This is a genomic window from Rhodobacter lacus (assembly GCF_042683065.1).
Taxonomy (GTDB): Bacteria; Pseudomonadota; Alphaproteobacteria; order Rhodobacterales; family Rhodobacteraceae; genus Rhodobacter; species Rhodobacter lacus.
The window spans coordinates 320,114-334,924 of sequence record NZ_JBHUIX010000013.1 but is presented as its reverse complement, the minus strand read 5'-3'; the positions used below and the strand labels follow the sequence as shown (position 1 = coordinate 334,924).

General features: G+C 66.1%; 17 protein-coding genes and 1 tRNA gene. 4 read left to right on the top strand and 14 right to left on the bottom strand.

Annotated elements, in window-relative coordinates; all coding sequences use genetic code 11:
• Positions 1-28 precede the first annotated feature (28 nt).
• The 3 genes from fabD to ACFSM0_RS13755 all read right to left on the bottom strand — a co-directional run bounded on the left by fabD (position 29) and on the right by ACFSM0_RS13755 (position 2,897).
• Positions 29-958 (bottom strand): ACP S-malonyltransferase, encoded by a 930-nt coding sequence (fabD, locus tag ACFSM0_RS13765; protein ID WP_377391430.1) that lies wholly within the window; start codon positions 956-958, stop codon positions 29-31.
• A 132-nt stretch (positions 959-1,090) separates the two neighbouring features.
• Positions 1,091-2,500, bottom strand: a complete 1,410-nt coding sequence (gene glnA, locus ACFSM0_RS13760) for a type I glutamate--ammonia ligase (RefSeq protein WP_377392473.1) — start codon at positions 2,498-2,500, stop codon at positions 1,091-1,093.
• A 58-nt stretch (positions 2,501-2,558) separates the two neighbouring features.
• On the bottom strand, positions 2,559-2,897 hold the full coding sequence (locus ACFSM0_RS13755) for a P-II family nitrogen regulator (protein WP_097069989.1): 339 nt from the start codon (positions 2,895-2,897) through the stop codon (positions 2,559-2,561).
• A 171-nt stretch (positions 2,898-3,068) separates the two neighbouring features.
• Here ACFSM0_RS13755 and ACFSM0_RS13750 point away from each other — a divergent pair, with 171 nt between their 5' ends.
• The gene (locus ACFSM0_RS13750; protein WP_377391425.1) at positions 3,069-3,767 is read left to right on the top strand and encodes an NAD(P)H-hydrate epimerase; all 699 of its coding nucleotides are present in this window, start codon (positions 3,069-3,071) and stop codon (positions 3,765-3,767) included.
• Positions 3,768-3,840: 73 nt separating this feature from the next.
• A complete protein-coding gene (locus tag ACFSM0_RS13745; protein WP_377391422.1) occupies positions 3,841-4,695 on the top strand; it encodes an NAD(P)H-hydrate dehydratase in 855 nt (284 codons plus the stop codon).
• Here the strand turns inward: ACFSM0_RS13745 and ACFSM0_RS13740 are convergent.
• Together ACFSM0_RS13740 and ACFSM0_RS13735 are read right to left on the bottom strand one after the other, a co-directional pair.
• Positions 4,692-5,240: a Hint domain-containing protein gene (locus tag ACFSM0_RS13740; protein ID WP_377391420.1), complete on the bottom strand. Its 549-nt coding sequence runs from the start codon at positions 5,238-5,240 to the stop codon at positions 4,692-4,694. The genes ACFSM0_RS13745 and ACFSM0_RS13740 overlap by 4 nt on opposite strands.
• A gap of 162 nt (positions 5,241-5,402) precedes the next feature.
• Positions 5,403-5,726 (bottom strand): hypothetical protein, encoded by a 324-nt coding sequence (locus tag ACFSM0_RS13735; protein WP_377391417.1) that lies wholly within the window; start codon positions 5,724-5,726, stop codon positions 5,403-5,405.
• Between the two features lie 177 nt (positions 5,727-5,903).
• On the opposite strand from ACFSM0_RS13735, the gene ACFSM0_RS13730 reads away from it, so the two are divergent.
• Positions 5,904-5,986, top strand: a tRNA-Leu gene (locus ACFSM0_RS13730).
• Positions 5,987-6,202: 216 nt separating this feature from the next.
• Positions 6,203-7,537, top strand: a complete 1,335-nt coding sequence (gene tig / locus ACFSM0_RS13725) for a trigger factor (RefSeq protein ID WP_377391414.1) — start codon at positions 6,203-6,205, stop codon at positions 7,535-7,537.
• 101 nt (positions 7,538-7,638) lie between these two features.
• Here tig and ACFSM0_RS13720 read toward each other — a convergent pair whose 3' ends face one another.
• The 9 genes from ACFSM0_RS13720 to ACFSM0_RS13680 form a co-directional block, all read right to left on the bottom strand.
• Positions 7,639-7,818: a hypothetical protein gene (locus tag ACFSM0_RS13720; RefSeq protein ID WP_377391411.1), complete on the bottom strand. Its 180-nt coding sequence runs from the start codon at positions 7,816-7,818 to the stop codon at positions 7,639-7,641.
• Between the two features lie 216 nt (positions 7,819-8,034).
• Entirely contained in the window at positions 8,035-8,712 is a 678-nt protein-coding gene (locus ACFSM0_RS13715) for an SGNH/GDSL hydrolase family protein (protein WP_377391408.1), read from the bottom strand.
• A 233-nt stretch (positions 8,713-8,945) separates the two neighbouring features.
• Positions 8,946-9,518 carry a 50S ribosomal protein L9 gene (gene rplI, locus ACFSM0_RS13710; protein ID WP_377391405.1) on the bottom strand — a complete coding sequence of 191 codons (573 nt, stop codon included), beginning with the start codon at positions 9,516-9,518 and terminating at the stop codon, positions 8,946-8,948.
• 12 nt (positions 9,519-9,530) lie between these two features.
• The gene (gene rpsR, locus ACFSM0_RS13705; RefSeq protein WP_097069048.1) at positions 9,531-9,758 is read right to left on the bottom strand and encodes a 30S ribosomal protein S18; all 228 of its coding nucleotides are present in this window, start codon (positions 9,756-9,758) and stop codon (positions 9,531-9,533) included.
• Between the two features lie 17 nt (positions 9,759-9,775).
• The gene (gene rpsF / locus ACFSM0_RS13700; RefSeq protein ID WP_377391401.1) at positions 9,776-10,192 is read right to left on the bottom strand and encodes a 30S ribosomal protein S6; all 417 of its coding nucleotides are present in this window, start codon (positions 10,190-10,192) and stop codon (positions 9,776-9,778) included.
• Positions 10,193-10,326: 134 nt separating this feature from the next.
• Entirely contained in the window at positions 10,327-11,226 is a 900-nt protein-coding gene (locus ACFSM0_RS13695) for a DMT family transporter (protein WP_377391398.1), read from the bottom strand.
• Positions 11,227-11,296: 70 nt separating this feature from the next.
• On the bottom strand, positions 11,297-12,406 hold the full coding sequence (locus tag ACFSM0_RS13690; protein WP_377391395.1) for a Hint domain-containing protein: 1,110 nt from the start codon (positions 12,404-12,406) through the stop codon (positions 11,297-11,299).
• A gap of 91 nt (positions 12,407-12,497) precedes the next feature.
• A complete protein-coding gene (locus tag ACFSM0_RS13685; protein WP_377391392.1) occupies positions 12,498-13,892 on the bottom strand; it encodes an aldehyde dehydrogenase family protein in 1,395 nt (464 codons plus the stop codon).
• The gene (locus ACFSM0_RS13680; RefSeq protein ID WP_377391389.1) at positions 13,889-14,731 is read right to left on the bottom strand and encodes a fumarylacetoacetate hydrolase family protein; all 843 of its coding nucleotides are present in this window, start codon (positions 14,729-14,731) and stop codon (positions 13,889-13,891) included. Before ACFSM0_RS13680 ends, ACFSM0_RS13685 begins: the two co-directional genes overlap by 4 nt.
• Positions 14,732-14,811 lie beyond the last annotated feature (80 nt).

Below are 14,811 nucleotides of genomic sequence, written 5' to 3'. Positions count from 1 at the left end.
GCCCCGTTCTGCCTCTGCGCGCGTGGTCTCAGCCTTTCAGGGCCGCAATATCGGCGGGCGTGCCCACGGCCTTCTGCACGGTCTCCTTGGCGATCCGCTTCACCATGCCCGAAAGCGCCTTGCCCGCGCCAATCTCCCAGGTTTCGGTCACGCCCTGCGCCGCCATCCACAGCACCGACTCGCGCCAGCGCACCGAACCCGTCACCTGCGCCACGAGCAGGTCGCGGATCAGATCGGGGCTCGACACCGCCTCGGCCCGCACATTCGCCACCACCGGCACGATCGGCGCCGAGATCGCCACATCCGCCAGCGCCTGCGCCATCCGGTCGGCGGCGGGCTGCATCAGCGCGCAGTGAAACGGTGCCGAAACCGGCAGCATCACCGCGCGTTTCGCGCCCCGCCCCTTGGCAATCTCGACGGCGCGTTCAACCGCCGCCTTGTGGCCCGAAACCACCACCTGCCCGGGGTCGTTGTCATTCGCCGCCTGACAGATCTCACCCTCGGCGGCCTCGGCAGCCACTTCGGCGGCAGCCGCAAAATCAAGCCCGAGCAGCGCCGCCATCGCGCCCACGCCCACCGGCACCGCCGATTGCATCGCCGCACCGCGAATGCGCAGCAGCCGCGCCGTATCCGAAAGGCTCAACGCCCCCGCCGCGCAAAGCGCGGAATATTCGCCAAGCGAGTGCCCCGCCACGTAATCCGCACCGGTGACCGCAAAGCCCTCGGCAGCCAGCGCCTTCACCACCGCCATCGAGGTCGCCATCAGCGCCGGTTGGGCATTTGCCGTCAGCGTCAGATCGGCAATCTCGCCCTCCCAGATCAGGGTGGAGAGTTTTTCGCCCAGCGCATCGTCGACCTCGTCGAACACCGCCTTCGCCGCCGGGTAAGCCTCGGCGAGCGCCTTGCCCATCCCGATCGTCTGCGCCCCCTGACCGGGGAACACCCATGCCACGCTCATGCCCGCCTCCTTGGTAAACCTGGCTTTCTCTAGCCTGACGTCGCGCGCGGTTCAACTGGAGCGGCCAAATGGTCGCGGGGCCAAACGAAAAGGGCGCTCCGAAGAGCGCCCTTCCCGTGCCTGTTCTGCCTCTCAGCAGGAATAGTACAGCTGGTATTCGACCGGGTGGGGGGTGTGCTCATAGGCATACACTTCTTCCCACTTGAGGGCCATGTAGCCTTCGAGCTGGTCTTTGGTGAACACGTCGCCCGCGAGCAGGAAGTCGTGATCTTTTTCCAGCTCTTCAAGCGCTTCACGGAGCGAACCGCAAACGGTCGGGATCGCGGCCAGTTCTTCGGGCGGCAGATCGTAGAGGTCTTTGTCCGAAGCCGGGCCCGGATCGATCTTGTTCTTGATGCCGTCGAGGCCGGCCATCAGGAGCGCCGCAAACGCCAGATAGGGGTTCGCCGCCGGATCGGGGAAGCGGGCTTCCACACGTTTCGCCTTCGGCGATTCGGTCCACGGAATACGCACGCAGCCCGAGCGGTTGCGCGCCGAGAAGGCACGCAGCACCGGGGCTTCGAAGCCCGGGATCAGACGCTTGTAGGAGTTGGTCGCCGGGTTGGTCAGCGCGTTGAGCGCTTTCGCATGCTTGAGGATACCGCCGATGAAGTAGAGCGCCTCTTGGCTCAGGTCGGCGTATTTGTCGCCGGCAAAGAGCGGCTTGCCGTCTTTCCAGATCGACATGTTCACGTGCATGCCCGAGCCGTTGTCGCCCTTCATGGGCTTCGGCATGAAGGTCACGGTCTTGCCATAGGCATGCGCAACGTTCTGGATGACGTATTTGTATTTCAGGATGTTGTCGGCTTGCTTGGTGAGCGAACCGAAGATCAGCCCGAGTTCGTGCTGGCAAGTCGCCACTTCGTGGTGATGCTTGTCAACGCTCATGCCCATGCGCTTCATGGTCGAGAGCATTTCCGAGCGCAGGTCTTGCGCTTCGTCAACCGGGTTCACCGGGAAGTAGCCGCCCTTGTGGCCGGCGCGGTGGGCGAGGTTGCCCATCTCGATTTCCGCATCGGTGTTCCAGGCCGCCGCTTCGGCGTCGATCTGGTAGGCCACTTTCGCCGGGGTCACCGAGTAGCGCACGTCGTCGAAGATGAAGAATTCAGCTTCCGGGCCGAAATAGGCGGCGTCACCGATGCCCGAGGACTTCAGATAGGCTTCCGCTTTCAGCGCGGTCGAGCGCGGGTCACGCGAATAGGCTTCGCCGGTGTCCGGTTCGACAACGTTGCAGTGCACGCACATGGTTTTTTCGGCGTAGAACGGGTCGATGTAGACCGATTCCGCATCCGGGATCAGTTTCATGTCCGACTGGTCAATCGATTTCCAGCCGGCGATCGAGGAACCATCGAACATGAAGCCTTCTTCAAAGAAGTCTTCATCCACGAGGTCAGCCATCAGCGTCACGTGCTGAAGCTTGCCGCGCGGGTCGGTGAAACGGACGTCGACATATTCGACTTCCTCCGCCGCCATCAGTTCGAGAGCCTTTTTCACTGCGCTCATTGCAACTACCCTTTCGTTGAGCATGGGTCTTGGGCCGAAGCCCGACATTCGAGAAGCGTCAGACCGCGTCTTCGCCGGTCTCGCCGGTGCGGATACGAATCGCCTGTTCGACAGAAGACACGAAGATCTTGCCGTCACCGATTTTTTCGGTGCGCGCGGCGCCCACGATGGCTTCGATCGCGGTGTCCACCATCTCGTCCGGCAGCACCATCTCGATCTTCACCTTGGGCAGGAAATCGACGACATATTCGGCCCCGCGATAGAGCTCCGTATGGCCCTTTTGCCGACCGAAGCCTTTCACCTCGATCACGCTGAGCCCCTGAATTCCCGCTTCCTGAAGCGCTTCTTTCACTTCATCGAGCTTGAAGGGCTTGATGATCGCCTCGACCTTCTTCATGCGCCGACTCCCCCTTTCGATCTTGCCGCACCTCTCTCAGCACTTTCCAGCCCGCCCCGCAATCGACTAGCCTCGCCCATGTCCATGGCGCCGAGGGATTCCCGAAAGGGCGATGAGAGTTTCCGCAGTAAGCTCATTTTTCGTGCAAAAAGAAAACAGGAAAAGCGAAATATGCCACAAATCGTCACAACCGCCCAAATGCGCGCCATCGAACAAACGGCCATCGCCTCCGGCGCAGTCACCGGATTTGCGCTGATGGAGCGCGCGGGCGCGGGCGCCGTCGAGGCGATCTGTGAGACCTGGCCCGATCTGGCCACGGCGCCCGGCAAGGCCGTTGTGATCTGCGGGCCGGGCAACAACGGCGGTGATGGCTATGTGGTGGCGCGGCTGTTGAAGGCGCGTGGCTGGCGCGTCGATGTTTTCCGCTTCGGCACAAGCTCGGCATGGCGGCCCGACGCCGAGCGCGCGCGCGAACTCTGGTGCGCAGAGGGAAAGGCGCATTCCTTGCGCACCTTGGCGCGCGTCCTGCGCCACGCCCGGGCCCCGCGCTACACGCTCCTTGTCGATGCGGGCTTCGGCATCGGCCTCTCGACCCCGCTGCCAGATCCCCTGCGCGACATGTTCTGGGCCCAGCAGCGGGGGATTTTGGCCGAGCGCGTGGTGGCGCTCGACGTCCCCTCCGGCCTCGATGCCGATACCGGGGCGGTGGCGCCGCCTCCGGGCCTGCCGATGGGCCCTTGGCATTGGCGTCAGGGCACCGCCTGCAAGGCCGATCTCACCGTCACCTTTCACGCCGCCAAGCCCGGCCATCTGACCGGCCAAGGCCCCACGCTGTGCGGCAAGCTCGTGGTAAAATCCATCGGTCTTTAAACTGCAGCTCAGATTCACCCTTTTCAGACAAAGGTTGTAAGTTATGATTTCCGCGCAATCCCCGGAGGCGCCGATGATCCGCCAGATCACCCTGACCGAGACAATGCGCGCCGCGCTGACCAAAGGCCTCGAAGATCACAAGTTTTGCCATGGCCATGCGCTTGTGCTGGCGGGCGGCCCCGGGCGCGGCGGCGCGGCACGGCTCGCGGCACGCGCGGCGCTCCGGGTTGGCGCCGGGGTCGTGACGCTCGCCTGCCCGCAGGTGAGCCTTGCCGAAAACGCCGCGCATCTGACCTCGGTGATGCTGACCGCGCTGCCCGATGCCTATACGCTGCGCGGCATGTTCGCCGATACCCGGCTCAACGCGCTCTGCCTCGGGCCGGGGCTCGGTGCGCCGCGCGCGCTGGAGATGGTGCCCGGCGCGCTCTGGGGGCGGCGCGCGACGGTGCTCGATGCCGATGCGCTCACCGCCTTCGAACATGATCCCGGCCCGCTCTTCAACACGCTCCACGACAAGGTGGTGATGACACCGCATCCCGGTGAGTTCCGCCGCCTGTTCCCCGATCTCGCCGGGGCCTGGGAGGCGGGCGAGTTGAACAAGATCGAGGCCACGCGCCGCGCGGCGGCGCGCGCGGGCTGCACGGTGCTGCTCAAGGGGCATGACACGGTGATCGCCGCCGCAACCGACGAAATCGCCGTCCATTCCGCCAGCGGAGATCTCGCCGCGCCATGGCTTGCCACCGCGGGCTCGGGCGATGTGCTGGCCGGGCTGATCGCCGGGCTGATGGCGCGCGGGCTCGCCCCCTTTGAGGCCGCCTGCACCGGAACCTGGCTGCATGCCGCTGCGGCACGCCATTTCGGCCCCGGCCTCATCGCCGAAGATTTGCCAGAGGCGCTGCCGGGGGTGTTTCGCGCGCTTGGCGTTTAACGCACGCCCGCCACAGCCTGCATCCGCAGCGGCGCGCAGCCGATTTCAACGCCTTCGGCATAAATCACTTCGGGATGATCGAAATGCAGCCCGTAAAGCCGCATCTTGCCCCCGGTCACGCGGGTGACAAACCGCCCGTCAATCACCCGCGACACCGCAACAAGCGCCTGCGCCCGGCCAAACAGCGCCTGCGCGCGCCAGTCGCGCAGCAGCACCTCTGTTCCCGCCCCAAGGATCAGCGCCGTGCCCGGCCGCCCCCTCCCGAAGGTGCCCGGCGCAATCCGCACCAGATCGGTGATCAGCGGCAATGTCGTCACCGCGCGCAACACCCGCGCCCCGGCCCGCGTGACCACCCGCTCCCCGGGGCTCAGATATTCCACCGGCAGCACGCCCTCAAGCGTGGCCACCTCCGCTCCGGCCGTCAGCCCGGGGCGGCCCAGCCGCGGCGTGCCCCCCGGCGCAACCGGCAAATCGAGAATGAATGACGGCGCCACGGCAGCAGGCCCGAAGGCCCCGCCTGCGCGCCCGCTGGGGATGTCGTCCATCGGGTACCGTGCTCGTTCGGCCTTTGGCCCTTGTGGTCTTTGCGACCTTGCAAAAAAGCCTAGGCGAAGCGCCCCGTGCTGGCGAGCAAAAGGTTCGTCTCTTTCGTGCGAATCCGGTGCGGGCCGCCGGATCGTTTCCTTTGCGCCACAGCCGCGGCGGGCTCAGCGGGCACAATGCGCCGCCGCGAGCGCGGCAAACCCCGGCTCGGAGGCGGGGCGCAGCAGCCCGGGGCGCGCCGATTCCGCCCCAAAGGCGCGGCGCCATTCGGTTTCGATCCGGGCCTGAATCTCGATCTCGAGGCAGCCCAGAGCCGCCACGCGAATCCGCCGCCCGTCGTAAGTGGTGATCACCTGATCCGGCCCGCCCCCCGCGCCCGTTCCGGCCCCGAAGCGCGCGCCGGTCCCCGCCAGCGCCCCGAACAGGCCCTCGGGCCAAAGCAGGCCCGACGCGACCAGCCCCAGCATCAGCGCCACCAGCGCCGTCATGGACCCTCGGGAAAAACGCCTCATCCGATCACCCTCCAGATCTCGCCCCGAGTTCCGCCCCGCGCCACCGGAGCGCCTGCAGGGGGGCCAGTCGGGCACAGCTTCGCAGAGCAATCTTGCGATTTCGCAAACCGCCCCCTACCCAGAGGCGCCGCGCCTTGCTAGAAGCGGGCGGATGCGGGTGTGGCGAAATTGGTAGACGCACCAGATTTAGGTTCTGGCGCCTTGGCGTGGGGGTTCGAGTCCCTTCACCCGCACCATCTGAGCGGCCCGGCGCCCGCGCGCGCCGTGACGCCACCGCCCCGGGGGGCCACAGATGGCGACAAACCCGTGACGCTGGCGTGAAAAGATTTGCGCCCCTCCCCCCTTTGGCCCAAGCCTTTCGCCTTGCCAGTCAGGCCCCGAGCCCCTAGAAGGGCGGCTGAAATTTTTGCCAGATGCGTGCGGATCCGCGCGCCTGAACCAGAGGAAACCCCATGCAGGTCACCCAGACCCTCAACGAAGGCCTCAAGCGCGGCTACAGCTTCACCCTGACCGGCGCCGAGCTGGAGGAGAAAGTCACTGCCAAGCTCGCCGAGGCGCAGCCCGAAGTCGAGATCAAGGGCTTCCGCAAGGGCAAGGTGCCGATGGCGATCCTGCGCAAGCAATTCGGCGACCGCATCCTTGGCGACGTGCTCAACGAGAGCGTGGACGCCGGCCTGAAGGAAATCCTCTCCACCTCGAACGAGCGCCCCGCGATGGAGCCGAAAATCGAGATGGAAAACGGCCAGGACTGGAAACCCGGTTCCGACGCCACCTTCACCGTCAGCTTCGAAGCGCTCCCCGAGATCCCGACGCTCGACCGCTCGACCCTCACGCTGGAGCGCCTCGTCGTGAAAGCCGAGGAAGCCGCGGTGACCGAAGCGCTCGAAAACCTCGCCAAATCGGCGCAGAATTTTGAAGACCGCAAAAAAGGCACCAAGGCGAAAGACGGCGACCAGGTCGTGATCGACTTCGAGGGCTTCCTCGGCGACGAACCCTTCGAGGGCGGCAAGGGCGAGGAATACCCGCTCGTGCTCGGCTCGGGCTCGTTCATCCCGGGCTTTGAAGAGCAGCTCGTCGGCGCCAAGGCCGGTGAAGATGTCGAAGTGAAAGTGTCCTTCCCCGAGCAATACGGCGCCGCCCATCTGGCCGGCAAGGAAGCCACCTTCAAATGCCACGTCCATGCGGTGAAGGCCCCGAAACCGGCCGAGATCGACGACGAGCTGGCGAAAAAATTCGGCGCCGAAGACCTCGCCGCGCTCAAGGCCCAAGTCGCCGAGCGTCTGGAGATGGAATACACCGGCGCCGCCCGTGCCGTGCTCAAACGCGCGCTGCTCGATGCCCTTGATGGCCAGATGAGCTTCGAGCTGCCGCCCTCGCTCGTCGAGGCGGAAGCCAACCAGATCGCGCACCAGCTCTGGCACGAGGAAAACCCCGATCACCACGGCCATGACCATGGCGAGATCACCGTGACCGACGAGCACAAGACGCTGGCCAACCGCCGCGTGCGTCTTGGCCTCGTGCTGGCCGAGCTTGGCCGGATCGAGCAGATCGAGGTGACCGATGCCGAGATGACGCAAGCAGTGATGAATGCCGCGCGTCAATACCCGGGTCAGGAACGTGCCTTCTTCGAATTCGTCAAGAGCAACGCGCAGATGCAACAACAGCTCCGCGCGCCGATCTTTGAAGACAAGGTGATCGACTTCATCGTCGCCGGTGCCAATGTCACCGACAAGGACGTCACGAAAGAAGACCTGCAAAAGGCGATCGAAGCGCTCGACGAACTCTGAGCGCCCCCCGTCACCGGACAGTGACCAAAGGCCGCCCCACGGGGCGGCCTTTTGCATGGCGTCCGCGCAGGCGAACACATTTGGCACCGACCTGGCCCGCATTATGCCGCAAGGGCGGGCAGCGCGCGGCTCGCCTGAAGCACGGCCCGGTCGACAAAAGCGGGTTGCGCCAGCGCGGTCGTCGGGCGGTTGGCGCAACCGAAGCGGTTGCCATGTTCGACCGAGGCCCTGCAAACCAGCGCCAGCACGCTGAAGGCGCGCGAAATGATCCTCCGCTCCATGCGCCCCGCTCCCCGGTGGGGCCCGCCCGCCCGCCACGGCGAGGGGGCAATCGCAAAGCGCACCGGGGTGAGGCCGAACACGTGCGGCACGGTTTTTCACGCGTGAAGCAAGCTCCCCTTCCGCAGAACGACGCTTCGAAAATGCCGCAGAAACGCGGCGGGAATGGGTGAACAACCCGGCCGCGTGACCGGCTCCTTCGGGCGGGGCGGCCCGCCTCAGGGCGCGATCACAGCCACGATCACCGCCGCGATCCGCGCCGCAATCGCGGCCGATCCTTTCGGCGAGGGATGAATGCGGTCGAGGGCAAAATAGCTCGTGTCGCCCGCAGGCACGAGATCGGCGAGCGACAGGAAGCGCACGCCCGGATCGGCGGCGGCCATGCGCGCAAGGCGGCGGTCGATCTCGTCGCCGGTCGCCGCGCAGGCCTCGATCGGGCTTTGGAACCCGTTCGAGCGCAGATAGCCCACAAAGAGCACCCGCGCACCGGTGGCGCGCAGCTTGCGCACCTCGGTGACAATGGCGCCCCCTGCCCCGTCCCGGCGGATCAGCCGGTCCATCACCCGCCGGCATGGCCCGCAACCGCAGCGCCACATCACGTCATTGCCGCCGCCGTTGAGCACCACCCAGTCCCAACGGCCCGGCACATATTGCTTGGGAATGCTCAGCCCCAGCGCGCCGGTGAGCGGCAGCGGGTAAAGGAAGCTCGCCCCCGGAACGGCGCGGTCACGCACCGTCTCCGCCGGCAAAAGGCGGCGCAGCACATCCGCGACAGCAGCGCCTTGCAGCCCGTTCACCGCCAGAAGCGAATCGCCCATCACCAGCACATCGGCCCGCCCCGCGCCGGGCGCACCGCCAAGCAGCCCGAAGAGCAGCCCCAAGACCAGCCCGCGCATCCGCATCATCGCCTCGCAACTTTCCCTCTCCCTTCTAACAGATCCCTTCAAATCGCGCAGCACGGTCACGCCCGCGCGCACCGCAGGCTCCGCCCGCTGCCGGAAGCGTTTCGGAGGGGGGGTGCGGGGGGCGCAGCCCCCCGCCCGGGTCGCCTCGGCCCTGCCGAGGCGACAGCACAAACAAAAACCGCGCCCCGATGGGGCGCGGTTCAAAAACGTCAGGGGGGGACGACTTATTCGTCGTCGCCCGCCGCAGCGCCCACTTCGTCGAAAAGCTCGGCGATCTCGAATTCGGCCGCAGCTTCCGCTTCGGCAGCGAGTTCCTGGATCGACTTGCCCGAAGCCTGAATTTCGGCTTCCTCGGGCGAGCGCGCCACGTTGAGCGTGATCGTCGCCGAAACTTCCGGGTGCAGGATCACGTGCACGTCGTGCAGACCGAGATCCTTGATCGGGGCTTTCAGCGCCACTTGGCGTTTGTCGAGCGTGAAGCCGCCCAGCGTCGCCGCTTCGGCCGCGTCACGGGTGGTGACCGAGCCGTAGAGCGCGCCGGCGTCAGAGGCCGAACGGATCACCACGAATTTCTGACCGTCGAGCTTGGCGGCCAGCGCTTCAGCTTCCTTCTTGGTCTCGAGGTTGGTCGCCTCAAGTTGCGCCTTGCGGGCTTCGAAGCTCTTGATATTGGCTTCGTTGGCGCGCAGCGCCTTGCCCTGGGGCAGCAGGAAGTTGCGGGCGTAACCGTCGCGAACCTTCACGACATCGCCCATCTGGCCAAGCTTGGCCACGCGTTCCAGCAGGATGACTTGCATCGGAGGGTCTCCTTACTTCACGGCATAGGGAAGCAGGGCGAGGAAGCGGGCGCGTTTGATCGCACGCGCCAGTTCGCGCTGTTTCTTGGCCGAGACGGCGGTGATGCGGGCGGGAACGATCTTGCCACGCTCCGAGATGTAGCGTTGCAGCAGGCGCACGTCCTTGTAGTCGATCTTCGGCGCGTTCTCACCGGAGAACGGGCAGACCTTGCGGCGACGGAAAAACGGTTTGGTAGCCATGGGTCAAACTCCTCGGATCAACGACGCTCGGGACGCGGGCCGCGGTCTTCGCGCGGGCCACGGTCGCCACGGGGGCCACGGTCGCCGCGGTCGCCACGGTCTTCGCGGTCGTCACGCTTTTGCATCTGCACCGAGGGGCCTTCGTCATGGGCGTCGACCTTGACGGTGAGCACGCGCATCACGTCGTCATGCAGGCGGGCGAGACGCTCCATCTCCTGCACCGCGGTGGCGGGCGCATCGGTGCGCAGGAAGCCGTAATGGCCCTTGCGGTTCTTGTTGATCTTGTAGGCCATCGTCTTCACGCCCCAGTATTCGGTGCCGAGGATCTTGCCCCCGTTGTCACCGATCACGGCGGAAAAATGTTCGAGAAGGCCTTCGGCCTGCGCGTTGGACAGATCCTGACGCGCAATGAGGACATGCTCGTAAAGCGGCATGTAGGCTCCTGTTTCGCAAGGCGGCTTCAACGGCGGGTGTAGTCTTCCGCCACCCACCACGAGAGGCATCGCCGGTTCATATCAGCGCGGAAGTGGGGCCTTCTAGCCTCCTCCCCCCGCCATTGCAAGCGAAATCACTTGCCGCGACCGGCCAGCACGATCCCCGACAGAATGAGCCCGAAGCCCAGAGCATGATAAAGCTGCAAGGGCTCGTGCAGGAATGCCGCCGAGAGCACCGCGCCGTAAACCGGCAACAGATGGATGAACTGCCCCGCCCGCGCCGGGCCCGCCATCGCCACCGCCTTGGTATAGAAGAGATAGGCCAGCACCGAGGGCACGATGCCGATATAGATCAGCGCCGCGATCGAGGCGGGGCTCCAGTGCGGCACCCGTCCCGAGGCGATCTCGACCGCGAGGAAGGGCGCGAGCATCGGCAGCGCCAGCGCGATCTGCACCGCCAGAAGGCCGATCCGGTTCACCTCGGGCGGGAAGAGCTTCAGCCCGATGGTGTAAAACGCCCAGGCCACCATCGCGGCAAAGATGATCAGATCCCCTTGCGCGAAATCGAGTGCCGCCGCCCGTGCCCAGGAGCCCTGCAAGATCACCACCGCCACGCCAAAGGTGGAGACAAGCAGCCCGAGGATCGCCCAGAGCGTGAGCCGCTGCCCCCAGAACAGCGCCCCGAGCGCAAGGATCAAAAGCGGAATGGCGGAATTGAGCAGCATCCCGTTTGTCGCCGTGGTGCTTTGCAGCCCCCAGTAGACGAGCGAGTTGAAGGCCGCGACCCCCGGCAGGGTGAGCAGGAGAATGCGCCCGAAATAGCGCCGATACAGCGGCCAGTCGCGTTTCAGATGCGGCCAGGCAAAGGGCAGAAGCGCGAGGAGCGCGATCGCCCAGCGGCCAAAGGAAAGCGCCACCGGCGGCCATTCCCCACGCGAGGCGCGCGCAACGATGAAATTGCCCGCCCAGAAAAGCGGTGGCAGCGCCAGCACCGCCCAGAGCTTCCACCCGCCCGCCGTTTTCGCTTCCGCCATGCCCGCCTCCCTGTTCGGCACCGGTTTGGGCCGAATTCGAGCCGGGGGCAAGAGCCCCGGTGGCACAGGCTCAGCCCGCCTCCGATGTCCCCTCGGGCGTCTCCTCGGGCGCCGAGGCACGGCGGCAATTCGCATGCTTCCCCTCGGTGCAGGGCACGAAGGTGAAGATCGCCGCCTGAGACGCGCCGCGCCGGCCAAACATCGCACGCTTGCGCCCGCCTGCGCTGCAGATCTGCGCCCAGAGCGTTTCGCCCGCCCGTGTGGTCAAAAGCGGGCGGCACGGCTCTTGCGACAGTGCAGCAAGCTCTTGCGGCAGGCCGGGAATATGGAGCGCCCCTTGTCGCCCCGCGGTGCTGCTCTTGAGCAGCAGGGTTTCGCAGGGGCTGCCCTCGGCCCGGATGATCTCGTGACGGGTGCACAACAGATGCACGTAGGTGATGCGCTCCATCGGTTGCAGCCGCACCGTTGCGCCGTTGAGCAACGCCGCCGCGGGCACCAGCACCTCGCCCGCCTCCGGGTCGCGCAACATCACCCGATGCTGGCGGCTCAGCAAAAGCGGCCGCTCATTGCCCAAAACGCCCGCCTCGATCCAGATCGGCGTGGCCCGCCCCCACCCGACGCGCTCGAACCGCCCGATCCAGCGCAGCGGCTCTGCCCCGTTGTCTGCGGTCAGCACCCTGTCGCCGGGCGCCAGGCTGGCGATGGTGCGCGGGCCAGAGGGGGTCTCGACCCGGGTGGACGCCTCGAAACAGGGCATCTGATACGTCGTGGCCGAGAGATCGGAGGTGTAAAAGCCGGGCGGATGGCCGCCGGAAAAATTGCTCCAATACCAGTTCTCAAGGTCAAAATCCGGCGTCCAGACCACCTGTGTCAGATCGCCATGGCTGTCGAGCCCCTCGAACACCACCGCATAGCCGGTATCGCCCGCATGATTGATGTAATCCGAGCGGATCACCGTCGCATTCTGGATCATGTCGCCGCCATTGCCGCCAAAGGTCAGCGTGTAAACATCCCCCGGAGAGAAGACATAGGGCGAGCTGTCGCCCGGCTGCGATGCGATCACCAGATCCTTGCTCGAATTGGGGGGGTAATCGAATGTGGATGTTCCGGCCCCGGAGCCGACATTCCTCCCGGTGGAGGCCGCGAACTGGTTGTCGAGGGCGTAAATGGTCAGGGTCATCGGGCATACGGCAAGTGAGGGTTGCCCGCATGCTAGTTACCTAAGGTAAACAACTTCCTTCCAACTGACATATTTCTGGCCCTTCGAACCATCAGCCCACAAGCTTTTGTAGTGCCTGCGCCAGCCGCGCACTGAAGGTCGTATAAGGCGGCATCAGCGGGTCGAGCACCGCAAAGCGGTTCTCCAGCACCGGCTTTGCATGGCTGAAGGCGGCAAAGCCCCAGCGCCCATGCGCGGCGCCAAGCCCGGAGGTGCCGATCCCGCCAAATGGCAGATTGAGATGCAGGAAATGCGCGAGCGTCACATTGATGCCGAGCGCGCCAGAGGTCGTGGCCGCCGTGATGCGCGCAATCACCGCGCGGTCACGCGCAAAAAGATAAAGCGCAAGCGGCTTTTCCCCCGCCTCGATCTGCGCGAGCACCGCCTCGAGATCGTCATAGGCGATCACCGGCAGCACCGGGCCAAAGATCTCCTCGCGCATCAGCGCCGTCTCCCCCGGCACGCCGGTCAGCACGGTGGGGGCAAGATAGCGCGCCGCCTCCTGCGCTGCGCCGCCCGCAACAAGGGTCGCCCCTTTGGAGAGGGCTTCGTCGAGCATCCCTTTGAGCCGTGCAAAATGGCGCGCGCCCACAAGCCGCGCGTAACTGGGCGAGGCCAGAGGATCGGCGCCATACATGCGCGCGATCTCGGCGCGCAGGGCGGCGGTAAAGGCGGGCTCCATCGCGCGCGGCACGAAGACATGATCGGGCGCGATGCAGGTCTGGCCCGCGTTCTGGAACTTGCCCCAGGCGAGCATCCGCGCCGCCTTTTTGACATCTGCGCCCGCGCCAAGGATCACGGGCGACTTGCCGCCCAGCTCAAGCGTGACCGAGGCGAGGGTCTTGGCCGCCGCCGCCATCACCACGCGCCCGACCGCGGGCGAGCCGGTAAAGAAGATATGGTCGAAGGGCTGCGCCAAAAGCTCGGTCGATGTCTCGACCCCGCCCTCGACCACCGCGACAAGATCCTCGGGGAGCGTGTCCTTGACCAGCGCGGCGATCAGGGCCGAGGTGGCGGGGGCAAGCTCGGAGGGTTTGATCACCGCGGCATTGCCCGCCGCCAGCGCCGAGACAAGGGGGCCGAGCGCGAGGCAGAACGGGTAATTCCATGGCGCGATGATCAGCACCGTACCCTTCGGCTCGGGGCGGATCGTGCCGCGGGTGCCGAGCATCGCAAGCGTCGGCATCACCCGGCGCGGCCGCGCCCAGCGCTGCAGATGCCGCGCGCTGTGGCGGATTTCCGAAAGCACCGGGATGATCTCGGAAATCCGCACCTCGACCTCGGGCTTGCCCAGATCGGCGGCGAGCGCCGCCATGATCTCGGCCTCGCGCGCACGGATCCCCTCGGCAAGACGGGCCAGAACCGCGCGGCGCTTTGCAACCGAAAAGGCCACGCGCCGCGCCGCATCCCCCGCCGCGAGCCGCGCATAAGTCGCGGCGGCGCTCACGCCTGCACCACGCGTTGTTGCTGCTGGCCCAGCCCCTTGATGCCGAGCCCGATCCGGTCCCCCACCTTCAGAAACCGCGGCGGCTTCATCCCCATGCCCACGCCGGGGGGCGTGCCGGTGGTGATCACGTCGCCCGGCTCAAGCGTCATGAACTGGCTCAGGTAATGCACGAGATAGGCCACACCATAGACCATCGTGGCGGTGGTCCCGGTCTGCATCGGCTCCCCGTTCACCTCCAGCCAGAGTGGCAGCGCCTGCGGGTCGGCCACCTCGTCTTTTGTCACAAGCCAGGGGCCAAGCGGGGCAAAGGTGTCGTGGCTCTTGCCCTTCACCCATTGCCCGGCGCGCTCGATCTGAAAGCCGCGCTCGGAAATATCGTTGCAGACCATATAGCCCGCCACGTGATCCATCGCCGCCTCCAGCGGCACATATTTCGCCCTTGTGCCGATCACGAAGGCCAGCTCCACCTCCCAGTCGAGCTTTTCCGAACCGCGCGGGCATTCAACATCGTCATCGGGGCCGCAAATCGCCGTGGTCGCTTTCATGAAAACCACCGGCTCGGGCGGCACCTGCATCCCCGCCTCTTGCGCATGATCGGCATAATTGAGCCCGATCGCGATAAGCTTGCCGACGCGGGCGACCGGCGCACCGAGCCGCACGCCCTCGGGCACGATCGGCAGGCTCGCGGCATTGACCGAGCCCAACCGCGACAGCCCCGCCTCCGAAAGCGCCGCCCCGTCGATGTCGCGCACCACGGCACTGAGGTCGCGCACAGTGCCATCCGCATGCATCAGCCCCGGCTTTTCCTGCCCCGTCTCACCAAACCGCACCAGTTTCATGTGTCCTCCCCGCCCCTTGGCCTCTCGGCGCCAGATTGGCGCGCCCGCGCGGGGCGGGCAAGAAAAAAGGCCCGGGAAAA

Bases quoted from the DNA above. Each gene is read 5' to 3' on its own strand.
- fabD (WP_377391430.1), bottom strand. From the start codon at position 958: ATGAGCGTGGCATGGGTGTTCCCCGGTCAGGGGGCGCAGACGATCGGG.
- glnA (WP_377392473.1), bottom strand. From the start codon at position 2,500: ATGAGCGCAGTGAAAAAGGCTCTCGAACTGATGGCGGCGGAGGAAGTC.
- ACFSM0_RS13755 (WP_097069989.1), bottom strand. From the start codon at position 2,897: ATGAAGAAGGTCGAGGCGATCATCAAGCCCTTCAAGCTCGATGAAGTG.
- ACFSM0_RS13750 (WP_377391425.1), top strand. From the start codon at position 3,069: ATGCCACAAATCGTCACAACCGCCCAAATGCGCGCCATCGAACAAACG.
- ACFSM0_RS13745 (WP_377391422.1), top strand. From the start codon at position 3,841: ATGATCCGCCAGATCACCCTGACCGAGACAATGCGCGCCGCGCTGACC.
- ACFSM0_RS13740 (WP_377391420.1), bottom strand. From the start codon at position 5,240: ATGGACGACATCCCCAGCGGGCGCGCAGGCGGGGCCTTCGGGCCTGCT.
- ACFSM0_RS13735 (WP_377391417.1), bottom strand. From the start codon at position 5,726: ATGACGGCGCTGGTGGCGCTGATGCTGGGGCTGGTCGCGTCGGGCCTG.
- tig (WP_377391414.1), top strand. From the start codon at position 6,203: ATGCAGGTCACCCAGACCCTCAACGAAGGCCTCAAGCGCGGCTACAGC.
- ACFSM0_RS13720 (WP_377391411.1), bottom strand. From the start codon at position 7,818: ATGGAGCGGAGGATCATTTCGCGCGCCTTCAGCGTGCTGGCGCTGGTT.
- ACFSM0_RS13715 (WP_377391408.1), bottom strand. From the start codon at position 8,712: ATGCGCGGGCTGGTCTTGGGGCTGCTCTTCGGGCTGCTTGGCGGTGCG.
- rplI (WP_377391405.1), bottom strand. From the start codon at position 9,518: ATGCAAGTCATCCTGCTGGAACGCGTGGCCAAGCTTGGCCAGATGGGC.
- rpsR (WP_097069048.1), bottom strand. From the start codon at position 9,758: ATGGCTACCAAACCGTTTTTCCGTCGCCGCAAGGTCTGCCCGTTCTCC.
- rpsF (WP_377391401.1), bottom strand. From the start codon at position 10,192: ATGCCGCTTTACGAGCATGTCCTCATTGCGCGTCAGGATCTGTCCAAC.
- ACFSM0_RS13695 (WP_377391398.1), bottom strand. From the start codon at position 11,226: ATGGCGGAAGCGAAAACGGCGGGCGGGTGGAAGCTCTGGGCGGTGCTG.
- ACFSM0_RS13690 (WP_377391395.1), bottom strand. From the start codon at position 12,406: ATGACCCTGACCATTTACGCCCTCGACAACCAGTTCGCGGCCTCCACC.
- ACFSM0_RS13680 (WP_377391389.1), bottom strand. From the start codon at position 14,731: ATGAAACTGGTGCGGTTTGGTGAGACGGGGCAGGAAAAGCCGGGGCTG.